The 18,792-nt window shown below is 62.1% G+C and carries 20 protein-coding genes; 10 read left to right on the top strand and 10 right to left on the bottom strand.

Going from position 1 to position 18,792, the window contains the following annotated elements:
* Positions 1 to 161: 161 nt before the first annotated feature.
* On the bottom strand, positions 162 to 1,499 hold the full coding sequence (locus IWX88_RS08895; protein ID WP_196829415.1) for a D-alanyl-D-alanine carboxypeptidase family protein: 1,338 nt from the start codon (positions 1,497 to 1,499) through the stop codon (positions 162 to 164).
* 37 nt (positions 1,500 to 1,536) lie between these two features.
* Positions 1,537 to 2,340 carry an RNA methyltransferase gene (locus IWX88_RS08890; RefSeq protein ID WP_196829413.1) on the bottom strand — a complete coding sequence of 268 codons (804 nt, stop codon included), beginning with the start codon at positions 2,338 to 2,340 and terminating at the stop codon, positions 1,537 to 1,539.
* A gap of 185 nt (positions 2,341 to 2,525) precedes the next feature.
* Between IWX88_RS08890 and IWX88_RS08885 the strand changes: the two genes are divergently transcribed.
* Both IWX88_RS08885 and IWX88_RS08880 read left to right on the top strand, forming a co-directional pair.
* Positions 2,526 to 3,347, top strand: coding sequence for a Sir2 family NAD-dependent protein deacetylase (locus IWX88_RS08885; protein ID WP_196829411.1), 822 nt, complete (start codon positions 2,526 to 2,528; stop codon positions 3,345 to 3,347).
* 63 nt (positions 3,348 to 3,410) lie between these two features.
* Positions 3,411 to 4,094 carry a histidine phosphatase family protein gene (locus IWX88_RS08880; RefSeq protein ID WP_196829409.1) on the top strand — a complete coding sequence of 228 codons (684 nt, stop codon included), beginning with the start codon at positions 3,411 to 3,413 and terminating at the stop codon, positions 4,092 to 4,094.
* Positions 4,095 to 4,156: 62 nt separating this feature from the next.
* On the opposite strand, the gene IWX88_RS14245 is transcribed toward IWX88_RS08880, so the two are convergent.
* A complete protein-coding gene (locus IWX88_RS14245; RefSeq protein ID WP_196829407.1) occupies positions 4,157 to 5,173 on the bottom strand; it encodes a glycosyltransferase in 1,017 nt (338 codons plus the stop codon).
* Positions 5,170 to 6,165, bottom strand: a complete 996-nt coding sequence (locus tag IWX88_RS08870) for an alpha/beta fold hydrolase (RefSeq protein ID WP_196829404.1) — start codon at positions 6,163 to 6,165, stop codon at positions 5,170 to 5,172. Before IWX88_RS08870 ends, IWX88_RS14245 begins: the two co-directional genes overlap by 4 nt.
* Before the next feature lie 119 nt (positions 6,166 to 6,284).
* On the opposite strand from IWX88_RS08870, the gene treS reads away from it, so the two are divergent.
* Together treS and IWX88_RS08860 are read left to right on the top strand one after the other, a co-directional pair.
* Entirely contained in the window at positions 6,285 to 8,009 is a 1,725-nt protein-coding gene (gene treS / locus IWX88_RS08865) for a maltose alpha-D-glucosyltransferase (protein ID WP_196829402.1), read from the top strand.
* A gap of 33 nt (positions 8,010 to 8,042) precedes the next feature.
* The gene (locus tag IWX88_RS08860) at positions 8,043 to 8,753 is read left to right on the top strand and encodes a 3'-5' exonuclease (RefSeq protein ID WP_196829609.1); all 711 of its coding nucleotides are present in this window, start codon (positions 8,043 to 8,045) and stop codon (positions 8,751 to 8,753) included.
* A 107-nt stretch (positions 8,754 to 8,860) separates the two neighbouring features.
* Here IWX88_RS08860 and IWX88_RS08855 read toward each other — a convergent pair whose 3' ends face one another.
* The 3 genes from IWX88_RS08855 to glgA all read right to left on the bottom strand — a co-directional run bounded on the left by IWX88_RS08855 (position 8,861) and on the right by glgA (position 11,276).
* The gene (locus IWX88_RS08855) at positions 8,861 to 9,109 is read right to left on the bottom strand and encodes a type B 50S ribosomal protein L31 (protein WP_196829400.1); all 249 of its coding nucleotides are present in this window, start codon (positions 9,107 to 9,109) and stop codon (positions 8,861 to 8,863) included.
* Between the two features lie 80 nt (positions 9,110 to 9,189).
* The gene (locus IWX88_RS08850; protein WP_196829398.1) at positions 9,190 to 9,981 is read right to left on the bottom strand and encodes an ABC transporter ATP-binding protein; all 792 of its coding nucleotides are present in this window, start codon (positions 9,979 to 9,981) and stop codon (positions 9,190 to 9,192) included.
* A gap of 113 nt (positions 9,982 to 10,094) precedes the next feature.
* Positions 10,095 to 11,276 (bottom strand): glycogen synthase, encoded by a 1,182-nt coding sequence (gene glgA / locus IWX88_RS08845; RefSeq protein ID WP_196829396.1) that lies wholly within the window; start codon positions 11,274 to 11,276, stop codon positions 10,095 to 10,097.
* Between the two features lie 62 nt (positions 11,277 to 11,338).
* On the opposite strand from glgA, the gene IWX88_RS08840 reads away from it, so the two are divergent.
* Both IWX88_RS08840 and serB read left to right on the top strand, forming a co-directional pair.
* The gene (locus IWX88_RS08840; protein WP_196829394.1) at positions 11,339 to 12,577 is read left to right on the top strand and encodes a glucose-1-phosphate adenylyltransferase; all 1,239 of its coding nucleotides are present in this window, start codon (positions 11,339 to 11,341) and stop codon (positions 12,575 to 12,577) included.
* A gap of 51 nt (positions 12,578 to 12,628) precedes the next feature.
* The gene (gene serB, locus IWX88_RS08835; protein ID WP_196829392.1) at positions 12,629 to 13,267 is read left to right on the top strand and encodes a phosphoserine phosphatase SerB; all 639 of its coding nucleotides are present in this window, start codon (positions 12,629 to 12,631) and stop codon (positions 13,265 to 13,267) included.
* A 75-nt stretch (positions 13,268 to 13,342) separates the two neighbouring features.
* Here the strand turns inward: serB and fabG are convergent, their stop codons facing one another.
* On the bottom strand, positions 13,343 to 14,065 hold the full coding sequence (fabG, locus tag IWX88_RS08830; protein WP_196829390.1) for a 3-oxoacyl-ACP reductase FabG: 723 nt from the start codon (positions 14,063 to 14,065) through the stop codon (positions 13,343 to 13,345).
* Between the two features lie 114 nt (positions 14,066 to 14,179).
* Between fabG and IWX88_RS08825 the strand changes: the two genes are divergently transcribed.
* The 3 genes from IWX88_RS08825 to IWX88_RS08815 are packed head-to-tail and all read left to right on the top strand — an operon-like array spanning position 14,180 to position 15,602.
* The gene (locus IWX88_RS08825) at positions 14,180 to 14,470 is read left to right on the top strand and encodes a DUF3099 domain-containing protein (RefSeq protein WP_196829388.1); all 291 of its coding nucleotides are present in this window, start codon (positions 14,180 to 14,182) and stop codon (positions 14,468 to 14,470) included.
* Entirely contained in the window at positions 14,470 to 14,742 is a 273-nt protein-coding gene (locus IWX88_RS08820) for a hypothetical protein (protein WP_196829386.1), read from the top strand. Before IWX88_RS08825 ends, IWX88_RS08820 begins: the two co-directional genes overlap by 1 nt.
* Complete coding sequence (locus IWX88_RS08815; RefSeq protein WP_196829384.1) at positions 14,739 to 15,602, top strand: SURF1 family protein; 864 nt, start codon at positions 14,739 to 14,741, stop codon at positions 15,600 to 15,602. Before IWX88_RS08820 ends, IWX88_RS08815 begins: the two co-directional genes overlap by 4 nt.
* On the opposite strand, the gene IWX88_RS08810 is transcribed toward IWX88_RS08815, so the two are convergent.
* Both IWX88_RS08810 and IWX88_RS08805 read right to left on the bottom strand, forming a co-directional pair.
* Positions 15,575 to 17,173, bottom strand: coding sequence for an ABC-F family ATP-binding cassette domain-containing protein (locus IWX88_RS08810; protein ID WP_196829382.1), 1,599 nt, complete (start codon positions 17,171 to 17,173; stop codon positions 15,575 to 15,577). The genes IWX88_RS08815 and IWX88_RS08810 overlap by 28 nt on opposite strands.
* A 75-nt stretch (positions 17,174 to 17,248) precedes the next feature.
* Positions 17,249 to 17,989 (bottom strand): TetR/AcrR family transcriptional regulator C-terminal domain-containing protein, encoded by a 741-nt coding sequence (locus IWX88_RS08805; protein ID WP_196829380.1) that lies wholly within the window; start codon positions 17,987 to 17,989, stop codon positions 17,249 to 17,251.
* 111 nt (positions 17,990 to 18,100) lie between these two features.
* Here IWX88_RS08805 and IWX88_RS08800 point away from each other — a divergent pair, with 111 nt between their 5' ends.
* Positions 18,101 to 18,724 (top strand): biotin transporter BioY, encoded by a 624-nt coding sequence (locus IWX88_RS08800; protein WP_196829378.1) that lies wholly within the window; start codon positions 18,101 to 18,103, stop codon positions 18,722 to 18,724.
* Positions 18,725 to 18,792: the final 68 nt, after the last annotated feature.

Genomic DNA, 18,792 nt, shown 5'->3' with positions numbered 1-18,792 from the left:
TGCATCGCTCACGATACCTCGATTCGAAATGACTTCCCAGTCAGGGTAGGCGAGCAGGTGCTCAATCGGATATTCCGACCCTAAGCGCAAACCCTGAGAGAGGTATGCATTTATGCCTGTTTAGGCATACTCGGCGTGTCTTCTGGGTGAGTGGAGCAGCTCTATTTGAAGAGCAGCGCCGGGTTACTCAGGCGCCACCATGGCCCCGGGTCGACAAGGGGATGATCGAGGGCAAGTGCAAGCCGCACCGTGCGGGTACCGGCGGTGAAAGTCACTGTGCCAACCGACCCTGTGCCGATCGACCCCGTGCCGATCGACCCCGTGCCGATCGACCCGGTACCAACCGACCCCGTGCCCTGTCCGACTCGCAGGGACAGAGCACTGGTCACTGCGGTCACCGGGGTATTGCTCCAGAGAAGAACCGAGGCCGTTTTCGTGGATATGGCACGCACTTTCTGCGACCACGCCGTCGTGAAATACGCGAAGGTCTGACCCTTCTTAGCGAGGATTACCTCATGGAATCCAGCCTGCACGCCGGCGAGGAGAGTGGACACCGCGGCATCCACAGCCCTGTGGTCGGTCGCCCCGACCACCACACCGACGACGGTGACCCGGTGGCTCCCATAGCTGTACCTGGCGGCGAAGAGCAGATTTGACGATCCGTTCAGCGTGCCCGTCTTGATCCCCTCGACTCCCGCACTGCCCAGGAGAGTGTTGGTGTTTCCGAAGGTGCCGACACCGTCAAGTGCCATCGACCGGATCGAGACGATCTGAGCAATCACCGGATTGGCAAGTGCGAGCGTCCCTATCTCGAGGAGATCCGCGACGGTGCTCCGGTTGTTCGGGTTGATGCCGGTGGGCTCGACGATCGTGGTGTGGTTGAGCCCGTGTGCACCCAGCCACGCTGACACCGCGATGTCGAAGCCAGCTCCAGCACCAAAAGCCCAGTTGGCGAGAGCATCCGCATAGTTGTTCGCTGAAGCGACAAGGGTGACTCGCATGAGGTCGAGTTGACTGATGGTCGACCCCGCAGTGAGCGGTTTGGTCTCACCGTTTTGCGCGACGTAGGTGGCACGCAGAGAGGCGTCTGCGGCTGTGAACGTGATCGTCGGGCCAGAATCTCCCGGGGAGAGCGGCTTTGCCTCCAACACGACGAGAGTGGTGATGATCTTGCTGATGCTCGCGATCGGCAGCGGTGCCGTGCTCCCGGCTGACGCTGATGCCTCGGGATATCCGATCACTCTCACTGCACTGGCTCCGTAATCCGGTAGCGTTGGCGTCGCTGCACCGCGGGCTGCATCGGTGAATTGCACAAGCTCGCCCGCCGTGGCACCGAGCGGGGCGAGCAATGTCACCGGGAGATAGATCCCCAGCCCGATCACCATGGCGGCTGCGGAGAACACAATCAGACGCCGGCGGATCAGTTGCCGCCGGGTCGGCCGCCTGCGCCGCCCTGGATCTCGCGGCACCGCAGGCTCGAATACCTCAGTCACCGTCATGGGGCAATAATACTTTTCGCCTCCCGGGTCGCCGTGATCATCGCACCCGGAGCGCCCACAGGGCCACGGCGCTCGCTGATGCGACATTGAGTGAGTCGACACCGTGCAGCATCGGGATGGTGATCACGGTGTCGGCGTGGCTGATGGCGTTCCGGCTCAGCCCGTCTCCTTCGGTCCCGAGCAGCAGCGCGAGCTTCTCTGGCGGATTCGCGGCAAGCACGTCGAGATCGATGGCGGAATCCGAGAGAGCGAGGGCAGCCAGGTGAAAACCTGCGCTCTTGAGCATGAGCGCTCCCTCCGGCCACTCCGGTAAGCGCGTCCAGGGCACCTGCAGCACTGTTCCCATGCTCACTCGCACGCTCCGGCGGTACAGCGGATCGGCGCAGCGCGGGGTCACGAGCACGGCATCCGCCCCCAGGCCCGCAGCCGCCCGGAAAATAGCGCCGACATTGGTATGGTCCACGACATCTTCGATCACAACGACACGGCGCGCGCCAGCAACCACCTCCGCAACCGGTCGAAGGGGCGGCCGATGCATTGCCGCGAGGGCGCCGCGATGCAGGTTGAAACCCGTCAGACTCTCGAGTAAACCGGGGGTGCCGACGTAAATCGGAATATCCCAGTCCGCTAGAAGCAGCTCCATCTCGGCGAGCCACTGCTCCTGAACGAGAACCGAACGTGGCCGATGACCCGCCGCGATCGCCCGCGTGATTACCTTCGACGACTCGGCGATATACAGCCCTCCGGCGGGTTCGCTCATGCGCCGCAGAGCCGCGTCGGTCAAGCCGCAGTAATCGGCAAGGCCCGCGTGGTCGAGGTCGTCGATTCGCACAGTGTGCATGGGTCTCTCTCTGCCGCGCATCCATTTGGTGCCGGATTGAATTCTTAGCCTGGCCGGCTCACACTGTCAGCATTCGGAAACATAACCGCAAACTCGATTGTTTACTCTAAAGCAGGTGCTGACGTGCCATGTCGACAGTGGGAGGGACAGTGATCATGGCCGGTGTGTCACTTCGTAATTGGCCAATGGCCACCTCCGCCGAGTTGGATGCCGCCGCTGAAGCTCTCCGCGGGCGCACGCTCGCCGTGCTCACCGGTGCGGGGATGAGCACCGACTCCGGCATCCCGGATTACCGCGGCGACGGCGCACCCGTGCGTAATCCCATGACCTTCCAGCAATTTATGAAAGATGCCGAGTATCGCAAACGCTACTGGGCGGGAAGTCATCTGGGCTGGAAGCGCTTCGATGGTGCCTCGCCCAATGACGGACACCGCACACTTGCCGAACTCGAGACCGGCGGCATCGTCAACGGAATCATCACGCAAAACGTGGATGGATTACACCTGAGAGCCGGATCGCAGCGGGTCGTTGACCTGCACGGCACCATGGACCGCGTGCGCTGTCTCACCTGCGGTCAAACCTTCTCCCGCTCCGATGTTGCCAAGCGGATCACCAGCGCAAACGAGTGGCTCGACCAGCCCGACTCCGGTGAACTCGGTCCCGACGGAGATGTCGAATTCAACCAGATTGCGGACTTTGTCACCCCCGAGTGCACCGTCTGCGGCGGCATCCTCAAGCCGGATATCGTGTTCTTCGGAGAGTTCATTCCGACCGAGAAGTTCTCAGAGGCGAGCGCCCTCATGCAGTCGGCCGAGGCCCTGCTCATCGCCGGATCCTCGCTGGTGGTCAATTCCGGTATCCGCTTGCTCGACCAGGCGTCAAAGCGCCGACTCCCCGTGGTCATCGTGAACCGCGGTGTCACCAAGGGTGATCCACGTGCCACCGTTAAGATTGATGCAGGCATTTCGGAGACTCTCGCCGAACTTGCGATCCGCCTCACCAACTGAACAGCTACCGGTCGGCACGGGGCGACCCACCCGGCCCGCTGACTGTCGAAGGACCGTAACCGTATGACCCTGATCTACCTGGTGCGCCACGGCGAGACCGACTGGAATCGCGCGCGTCGCATCCAGGGAAGTACCGACATTCCCCTCAATGACACGGGACGCGACCAGGCAGCGCGCTCCGGGCGCCTTCTGGCGCGACAGCCGTGGGACGGGATCGCCTCCAGCCCCCTGTCTCGGGCATTTGAGACGGGCGAGATCATCGCAACCGCGGTGGGGATCAATCGAACCAAGATCGAGGTGCTCGATGATCTCGTCGAGCGCCGCTATGGGGAGGCCGAAGGTCTCGACGATCGTGAGCTCCTGCGACTATTCCCCGGGGCCACGCCCGTTCCCGGGCGCGAGCGTCGTCAGGATGTCGCGGCGAGGGTCATCCCGGCGCTCGTTGCCCTCGCCGAGCGGTATGAGCAGGATCGCTCCCCCGGGTCACCGGATGCGCGTCTGATCGTGACCACGCATGGAGGCGTGATTCGCTCGGTGCTGAATCATGTCTCGCTGCAGACGGAACGCCACCGCGGCATCCTGATCACAAACGGATCGGTGCACAGTTTTCGCCACGTCGACGGCGCGATTGAACTTGTACTGTTCAATGATCCGATCGATATCGAATCGGTGACCGTTGGGTGCGACGACTTCGATGAGCAGAATGCCGTCGAGCAGCGCGAGATGGGCGTGGAGCCTCGCTCCTAAGGGTCGACCGCGTGCCCGGTTGGCATCAGGCTAGATAAGAGTGCGAGCAACCGTCGAGCCGATTAGTCCCAGCTGAACTCGGCAGACCGCGCGCGGGACGCCTCGCTGCGCCGTCGCCACTCTCCCGGCGTCTCGAGTGAAAGTACGGCGTTGGCGAATGCGGCGCCGTCACTGTGGTCAAAGTAGATGGCGGCATCGCCTCCGACCTCGTGGAACAGAGGAATATCGCTGAACACAAGCGGTACGCCGACAGCCTCGCCCTCGATCAGCGGGATGCCGAATCCCTCGTCCCAACAGGCCGTGACCATTGCCGTGGCATCCACAAGGGCGTCGAGGTAGTGCTCGTCACTCACGCCGTCATCGAAACGTACAGATCCGTGGGGGGCGAGTGCTGCGATACGATCGCGATCCTCGGCGTTGATTCGCGACAGCAGCCGGAGAGCGTAACCGGGCAGGTGGTGCATGCCGCGGGCCAGCGTCTCGACATTCTTATTCGGCTGGAAAGTGCCCATGTAGACCAGCGTCTTCGAGCGCGGACCGGCCAGCTGCGTGCAGCCGGAGTCACTGGCGCCCGGCCTGATCACGGTCAGAGGGCGTCGCGTGAGACGCGCCTCGATCATTTCTCGCTCGCAGTTGTATGAGCCGGTGACTACGGCATCCGCCCGACTGAGCACGGCACGCTGCGGCCAGTAAGTGAGGTAAAAGGCACGCCAGATGAGTCGCACAAACCAGCTGTAACCGGCCGGTATTTTGGTGATTCGATAAAACACCAGGTCGTGCACGGTCAGCACGAGCCGATAGCGCCGACCGGTGGCACCCATGGTCTGCATCGGAGAAAAAACAACATCTGGCCTGTGCCTGTTGATCAAGAGCAGCCCGATGAACGGCTCGAGTGCACTGGTGCCTGGACGCCCCGTCACCCAGGGCAGGTCGGGGAGCAGCGCGAGCTGGCGCGTATCGCTGATCAGCATGGTCACCGGATGCAGTCGGGAGAATGCCTCGACCAACCCTGTGGTATGCCGGCTGATGCCATCATGGCTCGTGAACCGGGTATAGCGACAGTCGAAGATCACCTTCACGGCCGGCTGGACTCTATTCCGGATTCCGCGCTCGGCTCACTGTGGGCTGCCGGACTGCTGTGCCTACCGCTTCGCGCCTCCGGCGGCAGGTCACCGAACAGCCCCTGCTCGAGTAGGAAGGTGTGGATCGCTGCGGCGGCAAGTTCCGGCACCTCGTAGTGGATGAGGTGTCCGACACCCATGAGCAGCTCGAGCTTTGCATCGGTCATTGTCGCGACAAGATCGCGGTGAGCCTGCACCGGGGTAATGTCGTCGAGTTCGGCCGCGACGAGCAGAGTCGCAACACCGATGGCGTCCGAGTAGGTAGACACATTCGCACTGATTGACGCTTCGAACGCTTCGACCACCGAGTCACGACTGGCGAACCTGTTGAAGTAGGTGTGGTGCTGGTAATGGATCCAGCGGCGCAACTGGCGGTTCTTGGATTTGGCGAGTACCGAGCTCATGAACTGCACCACGATCCATTGCTTGAGCAGAAAATCACCGGCCCGGGCGGAGAGGCGACCGGCTAAGCGGTAGAACACCACTGTGAACATCGTCGCCACCCTGCTCGGCCCCTCCAGCCCGGAATTAGAAATCGGATTGATCAGGATGAGCGCAGGCGCTTGCAGCCCATCGGCGACGGCCTTTGACGAGATGATCGAGCCGAATGAGTGCCCGAGTGGTATTGCGGTGCCCGTCAGACCAAGGGCATCGATGAACGCGGTGAGCCATTTGGCAAATCCGTCGATCGAATGTGGCACCTCGGTGAGTGGCGTCGATTCTCCGAAGCCGGGCATATCCGGACCGATCCAGCGAATCCCAGGCATCTGGGCGATCACCGGTTCGAGACCGTGATGTTCCCCGCGATACCCGTGAGCGATGACGATTGTCAGTGGGGCATCATCCGGTCCGTACACCCAGTACCGAGTGGTGCTCCCGAGGATCACGATTTCGTGTCGCTCAATGGGCATCCGGTTGAGCAATTCGGCGTAGGGCGAGTGAACAGACATTATGTCGATTGTACGTAATCCGACGTCACGCGGGCGTTTGGCACACGCGCCTAGACTTGACCGGCTCGATAACCGTCGATGCCCTTACCAATGCCTACCCTGCTCTCGAGAGGAGCACTGTGAGCTTTACCGCACCCATCCAACTGCCGGGTTTGGCCCTCGATCCGCAGTGGTACCGGCGCTCGGTCTTCTACGAGGTGATGGTCCGGTCCTTTGTGGACAGCAACGGGGACGGCTCAGGCGATCTCCAGGGGTTGCTGTCCAAGCTCGACTATCTGCAATGGCTCGGCATCGATGCGCTCTGGCTCCCCCCGTTTTACCAGTCACCGCTGCGCGACGGCGGGTATGACGTGTCCGACTTCCGCGCGATCCTTCCGGAGTTCGGCACGCTCGACGAGTTTGTCGACCTTGTGACCAAAGCGCACGAGCGCAACATGCGCATCGTTATCGACTATCCGCTCAACCACACGTCCGATCAGCATGAGTGGTTCCAGCAGTCTCGCTCCGACCCGGAGGGGCCATACGGCGATTACTACGTGTGGAGCGATTCGGACGAGACCTATCCGAACATCCGGGTCATCTTTGTCGACACCGAGGAGTCCAACTGGACCTTCGATCCCGTGCGTCGCCAGTTCTTCTTCCACCGCTTCTTCTCGCACCAGCCCGACCTCAACTTTGAGAATCCCGCCGTACAGGATGCCGTATTGGATGTCATGCGGTTTTGGCTCGACCTCGGAGTGGACGGCATGCGCCTTGATGCCATTCCGTACCTGTTCGAATCCGAGGAGGGTAACGGTGAGGGCGAGGCTGCGACCCACGACTACATCAAGCGCGTAAGGGAAATGTTCGACGAGGAGTATCCGGGTCGGATCATGATCGCCGAGGCGAACCAGTGGCCGCGTGAAGTCGCCGCGTTTTTCGGCACCCAGGAGGAGCCGGAGTGCCATATGGCCTTCGACTTCCCGGTCATGCCGAGAATCTTCTACTCTCTGCGCTCGCAGAATGCAGCCGAACTCACCCGAATTCTCGCCGAAACCACGGACATTCCGGATGGAGCGGGGTGGGGAGTGTTCCTCCGTAACCACGACGAACTCAGCCTGGAAATGGTCTCGGAGGAATATCGTCAGGCCATGTACGGCTGGTACGCGTACGACCCGCGGATGCGCTCGAATGTGGGCATCCGCCGACGCCTCGCCCCTCTCCTCGACAACTCTCGCGCAGAACTCGAACTCGCCCATGCCCTGCTGTTCAGCCTCGCGGGCAGCCCATTCCTGTACTACGGGGACGAGATCGGAATGGGCGACAACATCTGGCTTCCCGACCGGGATTCTTCGCGTACCCCGATGCAGTGGACTCCGGATCGCAACGCGGGGTTCTCAGCCGCCGACCCTGGCAAGTTGTACCTCCCCGTCGTGCACTCGCTTGTCTATAACTACACCCTGGCAAATGTCGAGTCGCAGCTCGCTCAGTCCCGCTCGCTCCTGCACTGGGTGCGCAATGTGATCCATGTGCGCAAGGCACACCCGACCTTCGGGCTCGGCACTCTCACCGTGCTAAAAACCAACCACGAATCGGTACTGGCTTTCGTGCGCTCGTACGCGGGATCCGGCACCCAGTTCGGTGATTCCGCTGAGAACGTGCTCTGCGTGTTCAGCTTCGCGCACAACCCGATCTCCGTCACCATCACCGCGGAGCAGTTCTCGGGTTCCACCCTCTACGACCTGTTCGGTGGGGGCGAGTTCCCCTCATTCACCGACGATGGCACGATCACACTCACCCTCGGAACCCAGAGTTTTTACTGGCTTCACGTCGGGTCGTCGGGCGCTGACGGTGGTCGGCCCTAGCCTCAGAGGGTGAATGGTGACGACACGACGATGATGATCAGCACAGAGACAGGCAGCGAGGCAGACTCCTGGTCTGACCGGCTCGGGGTCTTCGACCTCGAGACCACTGGGATAGACACCGACACCAGTCGAATCGTCTCAGCGTACGTGGGAGTGCTGGATGTCACAGGGCAGCCGAAGGGTGTCTCTTGGCTTGCTGACCCGGGTATTGAGATCCCGTTGCAGGCGTCCGCAGTGCACGGGATCACGACCCAGAGAGCGCGCGCAGAGGGTCGGGACGCCGCGGAAGTCGTTGCCGAGATCGTCGCTGTGCTGCGGGCGTTGCTCGATCAGGGTGTTCCCATCGTGGTCTATAACGCGTCTTATGACCTCACGCTGCTCAATCGGGAGTGTCGTCGACACGGTATCGAGCCTCTTGACAATCCGCTGCCCATCATCGACCCCCTGGTGATCGACCGCGCGATGGATCGGTTCCGCAAGGGCAAACGCACTCTCGAGGCGGCAGCGCAGCACTACGGTGTCGAACTCATGGATGCCCATGATGCAGAAGCGGATGCCGTCGCAGCCGGCCGAGTGGCGCAAGCGGTCGCTCGCAAGTATGCGAACCTTCTCGGCGACGATGTCGCCCTCGTGCACTCCAACCAGGTCACCTGGGCCGCAGAGAGTGCCGCGAGCTTCCAGGAGTACATGCGTCGCTCCAAAGATCCCACCTTCGTCGCCGACGGGGCATGGCCAGAGCGGTAGATGGGCGGCAGTCCGGCGGCAGTTGGGCAGCAGTCGGCCAGCATTCGGGAAAAAAGAAGACGACCGGCCGGAGCCGATCGCCTGTCTTCGAAGAATTTATCGCTGGGTTATGCGCCAAAGCCTTTATAGCGGGAGTTGAACTTCTCGACCCGGCCAGCGCTGTCGAGGATGCGCTGCTTGCCCGTGTAGAAGGGGTGTGAAGCAGAGGAGATTTCCACGTCGATCACCGGGTAAGTCACGCCGTCGAGATCGATGGTCTTGTCGCTTTTGACAGTGGAACGTGTGAGGAAGGTCTCGCCGCTCGCCAGATCGCGAAAGACAACCGCGCTGTAGTCGGGGTGGATTGCAGTCTTCATCGTAGTTTCCTTGGTGTTGGAGGTGTGGGATAAAAATGGGGCTCTAAGCCAGCTATCGACACTACCAGAACTGATGCGCGCTAGTTCGACTGTGCGGCGCGCGCCGTGAATCGTCCGTCGTGTTCTTCCACCAGCAGATCCAGTTCAAAGGCCTCGGTGAGCTTCTCCGGCGTGATTACTTCATTGATCGGTCCGGCAGCGGTGATGTGGCCTCGCGACAACAGGAGCGCGTGACCGAAGCCTCGCGGAATCTCTTCAACGTGATGGGTGACCATGACGATCGCCGGAGCCTGCTCGGCCCGCGCGTACCCGCCGAGCAATTGCAGCAGTTCCTCGCGCGCACCGAGATCGAGACTCGCCGCCGGTTCGTCCAGAAGCAGAAGCTCGGGATCGGTCATCACCGCGCGGGCGATCTGCACCCGCTTCTGCTCACCATCACTCAACCGCCCGAATTGGCGATCCTCGAGGTGGTCGAGTTTCCACTCGGCAAGAACCCGCCTGGCACGGCGCTCGTCGATGTCCTCATAGGCTTCATTCCATCGTCCGGCGATGGAATATGCGGCCGTCAGCACGACATCCAGCACCCGCTCAGTAGCCGGAATACGTCGAGCCATCGCTGTTGAGGCGAAGCCGATGCGCGGCCGAAGATCGAACACGTCGGTGCGCCCGAGTGTGGCATCGAGGATTTTCACGCTTCCGGAGCTCGGGTGGATCATCGCGGACGCGAGCTGCAACAGAGTGGTCTTACCGGCACCGTTTGGTCCGAGGATGACCCAACGCTGGTCGTCTTCCACGGTCCAGGTGACGGAATCAAGGATGTGGTTGCCTTCTCGGACGACAGAGACGTCGGAAAGCTGGAGAACGCTGGCCATGACTCCACCCTACCTTCGTCGCCATACGATTCATTCGACCGCCACTGCTGCAGATCCTGCGCACGCCCCCGCACCTGCTGCGCGCCGCTGCCTGCGTACCGCCCTCGCGCGTTTCAGAGCAGCGAACGGTAGATCTCCTGAGTGCGTTTGGAGATGCGATCCCAGCCAAAGTCTCGCGCGGCTCGAATCCGACCAGCTTCACCCATGCGACGGGCTGATTGCGGATCGCTGACGACCTCAGTGAGGGTCCACGCAAGATCGGCGATGAATCGTTCCGGGTCGAGCGGTGTGCCTGTGCCATCTTGCGCCTGGGCGATCGGGACCAGTCGGCCGGTCACCCCATCGTCGATGACTTCGGGGATACCTCCGGTCGCAGTACCGACGACGGCGGCTCCGCAGGCCATTGCTTCGAGGTTGACGATGCCGAGTGGCTCATAGATCGACGGGCAGACGAAGGTGGTCGCCGCGGTGAGAACGGCCGAAAGGTCATGCCGGCTCAACATCTCCTCAATCCAGACCACACCGGTGCGGGTGCGTTGCAGTTCGGCGACCCCAGTGCGCACCTCGGCCATAATTTCCGCCGTATCCGGTGCGCCAGCGCAGAGCACGAGCTGCACCTCCTCCGGCAGCAGCGCCGCCGCACGCAGGAGGTACGGCAGGCCCTTCTGGCGGGTGATCCGACCGACGAAGACGACTGTCGGGCGGTCAGGGTCAATCCCGAGGACACGGAGCAGCGCATCATCCTCGACCGGATGCCACGACTCGAGATCAATACCGTTGTGCACAACGAAGACTTTGGCTTCATCGAGAGCCGGATAGGAACGCAGGATGTCATGTCGCATTCCGTGACTCACGGCGATGACGGCATCGGCCGCGGTGAAGGCGCCGCGCTCGATCCAACTCGAAATCCGATAGCCGCCACCGAGCTGCTCGGTTTTCCAGGGACGCAGCGGCTCAAGACTGTGGGCGGTGACCACGTGCGGGATGCCATGGAGGAGCTGGGCGAGATGACCTGCAGCGTTGGCGTACCAGGTGTGAGAGTGCACAAGATCGGCACCGGCAACATCTTGGGCGATCTCGAGATCGACCCCAAGAGTTGCGAGCGTCGGATTGGCCTTGGCGAGCCCCGGTGGCACTTCGTAGGAGAAGACCTGCGCTTCATTGCGTTGCTTGCCGAAGGCGCGCACTACGACATCAATGTCGAGCCGCAGTGCCCTGACCAACTCACTCACGTGCACGCCGGCTCCACCATAGACCTCTGGCGGGTACTCCCTGGTAATCAGATCGACTCTCACAGCTCACACGCTAGCGCGGTTCGTGGGCTAACACGGCGCCACCCGTCGCCTACTGTTAGGCCATGGCATCGAAGAAGATCTTTGGCATTGTTCTCGCCGGTGGAGAAGGCAAGCGCCTCATGCCACTCACCGCAGACCGCGCAAAACCGGCCGTGCCGTTTGGTGGTAATTACCGTCTGATCGATTTCGCCCTGTCGAATCTCATCAATTCCGGGCTTCGGCAGATTGTCGTGCTGACTCAGTACAAGTCGCACAGCCTCGATCGGCATGTGTCACAGACGTGGCGGCTCGATGGAATAACGGCTTCGTACGTGGCATCTGTGCCCGCGCAGCAGCGGCTCGGCAAGCGCTGGTTTGCGGGATCTGCCGATGCCATCCTGCAGAGTCTCAACCTCCTGCGCGATGAGAAGCCCGACATTGTCGTTGTTGTCGGAGCAGACCACGTGTACCGCATGGACTTCAGCCAGATGATCGAGGCACACATCGCATCGGGTGCCGGAGTGACCGTCGCTGCGATTCGCCAGCCGATCGCACTCGCCGACCAGTTCGGGGTTATCGAACTCGATCCGGATGACCCAACCCGCATCGCGCAGTTTCTCGAGAAGCCGAAGAACGCGGTTGGACTCGCGGACTCCCCGGATGAGGTGCTTGTCTCTATGGGCAACTATGTCTTCGACGCCGACATCCTCATTGATGCGGTGCTGCGTGATGGGGAGCTCACGACATCCAATCACGACATGGGAGGAGACATCGTGCCCGACTTCGTATCGCGGGGGGATGCCGCCGTCTACGACCTGAACCGCAACGAAGTGCCCGGCGCGACCGACCGCGACCGCTACTACTGGCGGGATGTCGGAACAATCGAGTCGTTCTTCGACGCTCACCAGGACCTGATCTCTGCGCTGCCGATCTTCAATCTCTACAACAGCGACTGGCCGATCTTCAGCCAGCAGCTCAACTCTCCTCCGGCCAAGTTCGTGCGTGACTCCAAGGGCAACCTCGGAACCACCATCGACTCGATCGTGTCGCTCGGATCGCTCCTCTCCGGAGCCCACATCGAGCGCAGCGTACTTGGACCCTGGGCGATCATCGAGTCCGGTGCGCAGGTGGTCGACTCGATTGTGTTCGACCGGGTGCGAATCGGACCGGATGCCGTGGTGCGTCGTGCCATCCTCGACAAAGAGGTCGTCGTAAACCCGGGCGCGAGCGTCGGGGTGGATACCGAAGAAGACCGGGCACGCGGATTCACGGTCACCGAATCGGGGATCACCATTGTCGGCAAGGGTGTCACAGTCAGCTAGCGTCATCTCAGCACGTCGATTTCCCTGTGCCGAACGAACGGTCTGTACCCGATGCCCCGCTTTCTCATAGTTCTCGATGTCGATTCCACCCTCATCGAAAATGAGGTGATCGAGCTGCTGGCGGATGCCGCAGGCTCGGGTGTCGCGGTGGCGCAGATCACCGCACGTGCCATGAACGGTGAGGTCGACTTCGAGGAGAGCCTGAGGGCACGGGTCGCGACGCTCGCCGGACTGCCAGAGACGGTTTTCGGCGAAGTCAGTCGACGGGTCAGTATCACTCGCGGAGCGCAGGCGATGATCGCCGGTGTGCGCGCTGCGGGTGGTCGAGTGGCCGTCGTCTCGGGCGGATTTCACGAGATCATTGACCCCATTGCCACGCAGCTCCGCCTGGACTACTGGAGGGCGAATCGTCTCGAAGTCTTCAACGGAGTGCTGACCGGAAGACTGGTAGGTCCTGTCATCGATGCCAAGGCGAAGGCAGACACCCTCACGGAATGGGCCGCTGACTTCGGCGTGCCACTTGCGCACACGGTCGCGGTGGGTGACGGAGCAAACGACCTGCCGATGATGGCGATCACCGGGCTCGCCGTCGGTTTCGACGCCAAGGCGCCGGTCCGTGACGAGGCGGATGTGCTGATGGACGTCCGTGATCTCAGTCAGCTGTTGCCGTTGCTCGGATTGCGCGGCTGATCGCTGACCAGCGCAGCGAGAACGGCAGGGCTGGGCGACGATAAGAGGATGGGTCGGTGGTGGGTCAGTGGTGGGTCAGTGCCCCATGCCGAGACCACCGTCAACCGGTATGACCGCGCCAGAGATGTACCCTGCGTCATCCCCCGCCAGCCAGGCCACGACTTTGGCGACTTCCTCGGAACTCGCGAACCGGCCGGCCGGGATGGATTTTTTGTAGGCCGCCTGCTGAGCCTCGGGAAGCTCTGCCGTCATATCCGTCTCGACGAAACCGGGGGCGATCACGTTCGCGGTTATGCCGCGTGCACCCAACTCGCGGGTCACTGAGCGGGCGAGCCCGATCAGCCCGCTCTTCGATGCCGAGTAGTTGATCTGGCCGGCGGACCCGAGGAGCCCCACCACGCTCGATACGAGAACGATGCGCCCATACCGCGCCTTCAGCATGCCCTTGGATGCTCGCTTCACCACGCGAAAAGCGCCTGACAGATTGGTGTCGATCACCGAGGTGAAGTCGTCGTCGGACATCCGGAGCAAAAGAGTGTCTTTCGTGATTCCGGCGTTCGCCACGAGGATTTCGACCGGTCCGATGGCGGCCTCGACTTCGGTGAAGGCTGCATCGATGGATAGTGGGTCGGTAACGTCGGCGCGAACCGTGAGGCTGCCAACCGGGCCAGCTCCCGAGCGGGCCGTTACCGCGACCCGATGTCCGAGAGCGACGAACTCCGCCGCGATGGCAAATCCGATTCCCCGATTTCCTCCGGTTACCAGCACGGTCCGGCAAACGAATTCCGAGCTGGTCATCGCTCTCTCACTCTCGTCGTGTCTGTGTGCTTCGGCGCGTGCAATGACGTCCCCTGAGCGTATGCCGGGCACTAACAAATTCCCCCCAACCTTAGCCGTAGGCTTGAACTACCCATGGCAAAACTACAGCAGTCGATTACCTCGCTTCCCCGGTCTCCCAAGGATGATCGGCGCAGTCGCATGATCAATTACACGGTGGCAATGAGCATCCGAACGGTCTGCATCCTGCTGTGCCTCGTCGTGCCTGGCTGGTGGCTTTTGATCCCCGCCATCGGCGCGGTTGTGCTTCCGTACATCGCGGTCGTGCTGGCCAATGCAGGCACCCCCAAGCCCGCCACCACGGTGTTGCGACCGGGTGGGCTTGTTCGCCGTCCTCCCGGTGGTTCCAGGCCCGACTCGCAGTGATGGGGCTCCCCGTGATCGGATTCGATGATGAGCTCACGGAACAGGTCTGCTCACGAGCCGGCTGCACACTGCTCGCCGGGTGGAATGTAAATTGGCGTAACCCACGAATTCACGGTGTGGAGCGGGTCAAGATCTGGCTAGCGTGCGATGAGCACCGCGACTACCTTCATGATTATCTCGAGGCTCGTGATTTCCCGGTGGTCGTCTCCCCGTTGTCACGGCCGCTCGACCGGCTCCCCGGCCCCCTCACCGCGGAGACCCGTTTGCCGTGAACCGATGGAAATTTGCGTTCAGTCGGCGGTGGCTCGGGTATCTCGCCCTCGCCGTGGTATTCGCGACCGTCTGTATCGGGCTGTCCCAGTGGCAGGTCGCGCGGCTCACTGAGACCCGAACCGCCAACGAACTCGTCGATCGCAACTACCACAGCGACCCTGTCCTCCTCAATGCTGCCCTCCCCACTCTGTCTTCGTACTCGCCGCAGCAGCGCTGGAAGCAAGTGACCATGTCCGGCACCTATCTAGCCGACGCGCAGGTGCTTGTGCGCAATCGACCGCTGAACGGGCAGCCGGGGTTCGAGGTGCTCGATCCGCTACAGCTCGCAGATGGCAGCGTGTTCGTCGTAAACCGTGGTTATCTACCGATCGGAAATAAGCAGGACCGGCCCGACAGCATCCCCTCACCGCGCACTGGAACTGTGACGGTGATTGTCAGGCTCCAAGCCGGTGAACCCACCCTTTCCGGTCGATCGGATACACAAAGGGAACTCGCCACGATCCATCTTCCGGATGTCGCACGGCTTGTCGGCGCGCCAACCTACACCGGTGCCTACGGGCTGATGGTGTCGGAGAGCCCGGCTGCGGAGACCCGACCTGCGGCGACCCCCCAACCGCAACTCGATGAGGGCTTGCATATCTCCTATGCGATCCAGTGGATCATTTTTGGCATCATGGCATTCTTCGGGCTCTGGTATGCGGTCCGGCAGGAATATCGGATGCGAAACGCCGATGACCCCGACGAGCAGCAGCGCGTCGAGGTGCGAGAGCGCAAGAGGCTGACCAAGCCGCGCAGTGACAATGACGTCGAGGATGAGATCCTCGAAACTTCTTACGCCAGCGCCACCAGGTCGGCGTAGTCGCGGTTCCAGAGGTCTTCGGTGCCATCGGGCAGGATCAGCACGCGCTCGGGGTTGAGCGCCTCCACGGCACCCTCGTCGTGGCTGACCAGCACCACGGCCCCGGAATAATTCGCCAGGGCGTCGAGGATCTCGAGTCGACTTGCCGGGTCGAGGTTGTTGGTCGGCTCATCGAGGAGCAGTACGTTCGCGCCCGATACGACGATCATCGCAAGAGCGAGCCTGGTCTTCTCACCGCCGGACAGCACGCCCGCAAGCTTGGTGGCATCGTCCCCCGAGAACAGGAACGAACCGAGAACTCGGCGCGCCTCCGTCTCGGTGATATTCGGTGAGGATGACACCATGTTTTGAAGCACCGAACGTTTCACGTCAATGGTCTCGTGTTCTTGTGCGTAATAGCCGATCCGCAGTCCATGGCCGGGCTCGAGCTGGCCGGTGTCCGGCTGATCGACACTCGCGAGGATGCGGAGCAGGGTGGTCTTGCCTGCCCCGTTGAAACCGAGGATCACCACTTTCGACCCTCGGTCGATGGCCAGGTCGACCGCGGTGAAAATCTCGAGCGATCCATAGCTCTTTGAGAGGTTGGATGCCATCAACGGTGTGCGTCCGCAGGGCGCGGGATCGGGGAATCTCAGCTTGGCTACCCGGTCGACAGCCCGCACAGCGTCCAGCCCGGAGAGCATCTTTTCCGCACGCCGCACCATCTGGTGAGCAGCCGCGGCTTTGGAGGCTTTAGCGCCGAACTTGGCGGCCTGGAGCTGCAGGACGCCGGCTTTTTTCTCGACGTTCACTCGTTCTTTTTTGCGACGTTCCTCGTCGGCGGCGCGCTGGCGCTGGTAGTTCTTCCAGCTCATGTTGTAGATATCGATGACCTGGCGGTTCGCATCGAGGTAGAACACTCGATTCACGGTGTCTTCGACGAGCTCGACATCGTGACTGATCACGATCAGACCGCCCTGGAAGTTCTTGAGAAACTCGCGGAGCCAGGTGACCGAGTCAGCATCGAGGTGGTTAGTTGGCTCATCGAGCAGCATGGTGTCCGCTCCGGAGAACAAAATTCGGGCGAGCTCGATACGCCGACGCTGGCCACCAGAGAGCGTCGAAAGCGGCTGGTCGAGGATGCGGTCGGGCAGGCTGAGATTGCTTGCGATCGACGCAGCCTCGGCTTCGGCCGCGTAACCACCAAGGGCCATGAAACGATCCTGAAGCTCGCCATACTGCTTCATCGCTTTGGCGGCGACCTTCTCGTCGGGGTCCCCCATATCCAGGGCAGTCTTCTCCATGCCGATCACGATCTGTCCGAGACCGCGGGCGTCGAGGATGCGGGTGCGCGCGAGATCCTCCGGGTTACCAGAACGAGGATCCTGCGGCAGGTACCCGATCTCACCGGTCGAGTCGATCGTTCCGCCGGTGGCGAGTTCTTCACCAGCGAGCACCTTCGTCAGGGTCGTCTTCCCCGCCCCGTTTCGGCCGACCAGGCCGATCTTGTCTCCGCGTTCGACTCTGAAGGTGACGTCCTCCATGAGCATGCGCGCGCCAACACGCAGTTCGAGGTCGTGCACGCTGAGCACAGGCAGAGTCCAATTGTTTGAGTCATCTTGCGACGACAGGAGGGTGGGGTTGTCCTCCAGTATATTTCCTCGCAGTCACACCGGCTTCGTGGTGGGCTGGCTTGCCTGCCGATGCTGAACATCGAGACCTGCAACAAGAAGCGAAATGCCGAACTCGAACGATTCGATCGCCTGCGGAACAGACCCGGCCGTTGTGGGGTGCGCAGACGTGGGGTGGGCAGATGCTGGGTGGGCAGATGCTGGGTGGGCAGACGCTGGGTGGGCAGACGCAGCCTCGGCGACCACTCCGAGACTGTCCGCTTGCAGCCTCTGCTGTTCATGCGAGACGTGGCCGAGCACAAAATGGACGATGGCTGCCGCGGCGATGCCGCTTGTCCTGCGGTCGAAGCCCCCGCGCCGGATCGACGCGGTGAGCCGCGTTATCGGCAGGCCAGCCCCGAGGCCGAGCGCGAGTGTGCTCGACACCAGCTCTGCACCATCCCGGAACGCCAGCAGTGCGTCGCGAAGGGCGTACGCCTCGTCGCGGGTTGCACCCCGCCACTGGCCACCGGTGACTGAAGCTGCGGCGAACGCATCGTCGGTCTGCGGCACGAAACGCGCCCGTTCCACAATCCGGTCGGCGATTGATGCGAGAAGAGTCTGTTTGTTCGCGAAATGCCAGTACAGGGCACTCGGTTGCACGTCAAGAACTGCACCGAGACGTCGCATCGTCAGGTCGGCCAGTCCGTACTGGTCGAGAATGCCGAGGGCTGCGACGACGACATCTTCGCGAGTGTGGCGCGCCGCCTTCGCGGCACCGGTTCCGGGCTGGGTCATTGTGTGGGTAGTCTAACGACATCTAGAACAGCGTTCAGGTGAACACCGTTCAGGACCGCGCCGACTGGCGCCGCCCCATTCCCCGCACAGCGACGAAACGAGCACACCCCGATGGGAATCCGACCCACCTTCAGCATCCGCGATATCACCCGCATTGCCGTATTTGCGGCCATTCTGGCTGTTCTCGGCCTACCGGGGGCCATCACGGTCTTTGGTGGAGCGGTTCCCATCACAGCCCAAACACTCGGCGTGATGCTCGCCGGTGCGATCCTCGGGCCGTGGCGCGCGGCGGCTGCGATCCTGGTCTTCGAGGTGCTGGTCCTGGTTGGGCTTCCCCTTCTGTCGGGAGGCCGAGGCGGTATCGCTGTCTTCGCCGGGCCCTCAGTGGGGTACCTGATCGGATGGATCGTCGGCGCCTTCGTCATCGGCCTTATTGCCCGCTCCGGTAATCGGGAGCCCCGCTGGTGGCGCACAGCACTCGGCTGCGCGATCGGAGGCATCGTCGTCGTGTACGCCATCGGAATTCCGTTTCAATCCCTCATCACCGGGCTCCCGCTGGCACAGACCGCGTTGTTCAGCACGGCATTCTTACCGGGTGATATCGCGAAGGTCATCGTGGCTACCCTGGTGACCCAGGCACTCTGGCGGGCCTACCCGCGCGCATTCGAACAGACAGTGCGCTCCACTCCCGAGTTGCGCGTCGCTGCGTACAACAAATCATCCGACCCCGAATAGACCGCGACGTGCTGCGAAAAATATGCTGCGGTCTCTGGAGTGGGCCGCGGTGAGATCAGTAGGAATCA

Origin of the sequence: Frigoribacterium sp. CG_9.8, assembly GCF_015751965.1 — a bacterium.
Classification (GTDB): domain Bacteria; phylum Actinomycetota; class Actinomycetes; order Actinomycetales; family Microbacteriaceae; genus Lacisediminihabitans.
This window is presented reverse-complemented; position numbering and strand designations above follow the sequence as displayed.

Excerpts from the sequence above, each read along its gene's own strand:
- IWX88_RS08895 (WP_196829415.1), bottom strand. The coding sequence starts at position 1,499 with ATGACGGTGACTGAGGTATTCGAGCCTGCGGTGCCGCGAGATCCAGGG.
- IWX88_RS08890 (WP_196829413.1), bottom strand. The coding sequence starts at position 2,340 with ATGCACACTGTGCGAATCGACGACCTCGACCACGCGGGCCTTGCCGAT.
- IWX88_RS08885 (WP_196829411.1), top strand. The coding sequence starts at position 2,526 with ATGGCCACCTCCGCCGAGTTGGATGCCGCCGCTGAAGCTCTCCGCGGG.
- IWX88_RS08880 (WP_196829409.1), top strand. The coding sequence starts at position 3,411 with ATGACCCTGATCTACCTGGTGCGCCACGGCGAGACCGACTGGAATCGC.
- IWX88_RS08870 (WP_196829404.1), bottom strand. The coding sequence starts at position 6,165 with ATGTCTGTTCACTCGCCCTACGCCGAATTGCTCAACCGGATGCCCATT.
- IWX88_RS08860 (WP_196829609.1), top strand. The coding sequence starts at position 8,043 with ATGATCAGCACAGAGACAGGCAGCGAGGCAGACTCCTGGTCTGACCGG.
- IWX88_RS08855 (WP_196829400.1), bottom strand. The coding sequence starts at position 9,109 with ATGAAGACTGCAATCCACCCCGACTACAGCGCGGTTGTCTTTCGCGAT.
- IWX88_RS08850 (WP_196829398.1), bottom strand. The coding sequence starts at position 9,981 with ATGGCCAGCGTTCTCCAGCTTTCCGACGTCTCTGTCGTCCGAGAAGGC.
- IWX88_RS08840 (WP_196829394.1), top strand. The coding sequence starts at position 11,339 with ATGGCATCGAAGAAGATCTTTGGCATTGTTCTCGCCGGTGGAGAAGGC.
- serB (WP_196829392.1), top strand. The coding sequence starts at position 12,629 with ATGCCCCGCTTTCTCATAGTTCTCGATGTCGATTCCACCCTCATCGAA.
- fabG (WP_196829390.1), bottom strand. The coding sequence starts at position 14,065 with ATGACCAGCTCGGAATTCGTTTGCCGGACCGTGCTGGTAACCGGAGGA.
- IWX88_RS08825 (WP_196829388.1), top strand. The coding sequence starts at position 14,180 with ATGGCAAAACTACAGCAGTCGATTACCTCGCTTCCCCGGTCTCCCAAG.
- IWX88_RS08820 (WP_196829386.1), top strand. The coding sequence starts at position 14,470 with ATGGGGCTCCCCGTGATCGGATTCGATGATGAGCTCACGGAACAGGTC.
- IWX88_RS08805 (WP_196829380.1), bottom strand. The coding sequence starts at position 17,989 with ATGACCCAGCCCGGAACCGGTGCCGCGAAGGCGGCGCGCCACACTCGC.
- IWX88_RS08800 (WP_196829378.1), top strand. The coding sequence starts at position 18,101 with ATGGGAATCCGACCCACCTTCAGCATCCGCGATATCACCCGCATTGCC.